This window comes from Idiomarina sp. UBA3162, assembly GCF_002364475.1.
Taxonomy (GTDB): Bacteria; Pseudomonadota; Gammaproteobacteria; order Enterobacterales; family Alteromonadaceae; genus Idiomarina.
On the sequence record NZ_DEYI01000058.1, the window covers coordinates 2,898 to 6,245 of the forward strand.

4 protein-coding genes are annotated in these 3,348 nt (G+C 47.4%); all 4 read left to right on the top strand.

Annotation, left to right across the window (positions count from 1 at the left end):
- A partial coding sequence (locus B2X00_RS07430) for a ribose-phosphate pyrophosphokinase (protein ID WP_290486842.1) occupies positions 1-849 on the top strand: 849 nt, incomplete at its 5' end.
- Positions 850-1,003: 154 nt separating this feature from the next.
- The gene (locus B2X00_RS07435) at positions 1,004-1,666 is read left to right on the top strand and encodes a 50S ribosomal protein L25/general stress protein Ctc (RefSeq protein ID WP_071463588.1); all 663 of its coding nucleotides are present in this window, start codon (positions 1,004-1,006) and stop codon (positions 1,664-1,666) included.
- Between the two features lie 18 nt (positions 1,667-1,684).
- A complete protein-coding gene (gene pth / locus B2X00_RS07440; protein ID WP_290486844.1) occupies positions 1,685-2,275 on the top strand; it encodes an aminoacyl-tRNA hydrolase in 591 nt (196 codons plus the stop codon).
- An 11-nt stretch (positions 2,276-2,286) separates the two neighbouring features.
- On the top strand, positions 2,287-3,348 hold a 1,062-nt coding region (gene ychF / locus B2X00_RS07445), incomplete at its 3' end, for a redox-regulated ATPase YchF (RefSeq protein WP_290486846.1).

Below are 3,348 nucleotides of genomic sequence, written 5' to 3' on the forward strand. Positions count from 1 at the left end.
CGTTTTAGTGACGGTGAGATCAGTGTCGCCATCAATGAAAACGTCCGCGGTGCGGACGTTTTTTTATTGCAGTCAACCTGTGCCCCAACCAATGACAATCTAATGGAGCTGATTGTTATGGTTGATGCACTGCGTCGTGCATCTGCCGGTCGTATCACTGCGGTCATGCCCTACTTTGGTTATGCGCGCCAAGATCGTCGTGTTCGTTCTGCACGTGTACCCATCACGGCTAAAGTCGTTGCAGACTTTCTTTCAAGTGTCGGTGTGGACCGCGTCTTGACCGTTGACTTGCATGCCGAACAAATCCAAGGTTTCTTTGATGTGCCTGTTGATAACGTGTTTGGCACACCTGTTCTGCTTGAACATATGCGTAACCAGAACTTCGATAACCCTGTCGTTGTATCACCCGACATCGGTGGCGTAGTCCGTGCTCGCGCATTTGCCAAACTAATGAACGATACCGATCTGGCGATTATCGATAAACGCCGTCCCTCAGCTAACGTTTCGCAAGTGATGCATATCATCGGTGACATTAAAGATCGTGACTGTATTATTGTTGACGACATGATCGATACTGGCGGTACACTATGTAAAGCGGCTGAAGCTCTGAAACAGCATGGTGCCAAACGCGTATTCGCGTATGCCACTCACCCCGTCTTTTCTGGCAATGCTGTGAACAACATCAAAGATTCCTCGATTGATGAGCTCATCGTAACCGACAGTATTCCGTTGAGTGAAGAGATGAAAGCGACCGGTAAGGTACATCAGTTGACATTATCAGGCATGCTTTCTGAAGCGCTTCGTCGCGTGAGTAATGAAGAATCTATCTCAGCAATGTTTGATTACTAATCGACTTCGTTGGGATAGTTGTCTTAACCCACTAACAGTGGTATTATTCCGCGCCCTTAGAAACCGGCTTTTGAGTCGGTTTCTAAGTTTTGGGTCAAAACTTGGTCGCGAGTTTTGACATTTTTAAATCATAAACAGATGAGAGCCCAATCACATGGCTAAATTAGACTTCAATATCAAAGCTACCGTTCGTACGGACAAGGGGAAAGGTGCGAGCCGCCGCCTGCGTCATGCGGACAAAGTACCTGCAATTCTTTACGGTGGTAAAGATGAGCCAATCGCACTTGAACTAGACCACAACAAAGTGAATAACATGGCTGACTACGAAGCCTTCTATTCACACATCCTAACGCTTGAGATTGATGGTAAAAAACACCAAGCAATCTTAAAGGATATGCAACGTCACCCGTACAAGCCTAAGTTAACTCACTTAGACTTCCAACGTGTTGAGAAAGGTCACAAGTTGCACACTAACTTGCCACTTCACTTCTTAAATGAAGAAACCGCTAAAGGCGTTAAAGATGAAGGCGGTGTTGTTGTTCACCACGTGAACGACGTAGAAATCATGGTCTTACCGAAAGACTTACCAGAGTACTTGGAAGTTGACATCGCTAACTTGTCCGTAGGCGACACTATTCACTTAAGCGACCTCAACTTGCCACAAGGCGTTGAATTAGTTGAGTTAACTAAAGGTGAAGACCACGACCAAGCCGTTGTTTCAATCACTGCGCCTCGCGTAGAGAAAGAAGAAACGGAAGAAGAAGCGCCAGCAGCTGACGAAGTGCCCGCAGCGAACGAAAAAGACGCTGACGAGTAATAGCGTTAGGTACCCCCAATGGGAACAGACGTTAAGTTGCTTGTGGGCCTGGGAAATCCAGGCCCCGAATACGAAAAAACCCGCCATAACGCGGGTTTTTGGTTAGTTGAGGCCTATTGCCGCCGTCACGGCGTAACCCTCACTGCCGATACAAAAACGAAAGCATTGATTGGTCGACATCAAACAGCCACTCGTGATCTCCGCATTGTATTACCACAGACCTTTATGAATAAAAGCGGCTTTTCAATTGCTGCAATGGCACGCTTTTACAAAATTGCGCCCGAACAGATCCTCGTCGCTTACGATGAACTTGATCTTGAGCCTGGTGTAGCAAAATTCAAACGTGGTGGTGGCGCAGGCGGTCACAATGGTATTAAAGATACGATTGCCCAACTGGGCACTCAGGACTTTATGCGTTTAAGAGTCGGTATTGGTCACCCCGGACACCGCTCACAAGTGACTGGGTTTGTATTGGGTAAGCCATCCGCGCCCGAACGCGCACTCCTCGACGAGTGTATCGATGAAGCCAGTCGTGCTATTGATATTTTAATCGATGAAGGTTGGGGCCCTGCTTTACAGCAGTTGCACAGCTTTCGTGCCAGTAAATAGAGGTTTATCTCATGGGATTTCGCTGTGGTATTGTTGGTTTACCAAACGTCGGAAAATCCACGTTATTTAATGCTTTGACCAAAGCCGGTATCGAAGCGGCTAACTTTCCTTTCTGTACCATCGAACCTAATACTGGTGTTGTTGCGGTTCCCGATCCACGTCTTGATGTGCTCGAAAGTATTGTGAACCCACAGAAAGTGATTCCCACCACGATGGAGTTTGTGGATATCGCAGGCTTAGTTAAGGGCGCGTCAAAAGGCGAAGGGCTCGGTAACCAGTTCTTGGCCAACATCCGCGAAACCGATGCAATTGGTCACGTCGTGCGTTGCTTCGAAGACGACAATATTGTACACGTCAGCGGCGGCATTAATCCTGCTGACGATATCGACACCATCAATACTGAATTGGCTCTAGCAGACTTAGACTCGGTGGATAAGTCGCTTCACCGTCTGGGCAAAAAGGCTAAAGGCGGCGATGCACAAGCGAAAGCAGAAATTGCCGTATTAGAGAAGCTCAAGCCAGCGTTAGATGAAGGCGAAATGGCGCGTTCTGTTAACTTAACAGACGACGAAAAAGCGGTTATTCGTTCATACAACTTATTAACGCTTAAGCCAACGATGTACATTGCTAACGTTAATGAAGACGGTTTTGAGAATAACCCTCATCTAGAAACCGTGCGTCAAATCGCAGCAAAAGAAAACGCTGTCGTTGTGCCCGTATGTGCCGCTATCGAATCGGAAATTGCTGAACTTGATGACGACGATAAAGCGGCCTTCTTAGAAGAGCTTGGCCAAGCAGAACCCGGACTCAATCGTGTGATTCGCGGTGGTTACCAGTTGCTTAATTTGCAAACCTATTTCACAGCGGGTGTTAAAGAAGTCCGCGCGTGGACGGTAAAAATTGGTGCCAGTGCGCCGCAAGCTGCGGGACGCATTCATACTGACTTTGAAAAGGGCTTTATCCGCGCCGAAGTAGTCGGCTACGACGATTACGTTGAGTATAACGGTGAGCAAGGTGCCAAAGATGCCGGTAAATGGCGTCTTGAAGGTAAAGAATATATCGTTAAAGATGGT

Excerpts from the sequence above, each read along its gene's own strand:
- B2X00_RS07435 (WP_071463588.1), top strand. The coding sequence starts at position 1,004 with ATGGCTAAATTAGACTTCAATATCAAAGCTACCGTTCGTACGGACAAG.
- pth (WP_290486844.1), top strand. The coding sequence starts at position 1,685 with ATGGGAACAGACGTTAAGTTGCTTGTGGGCCTGGGAAATCCAGGCCCC.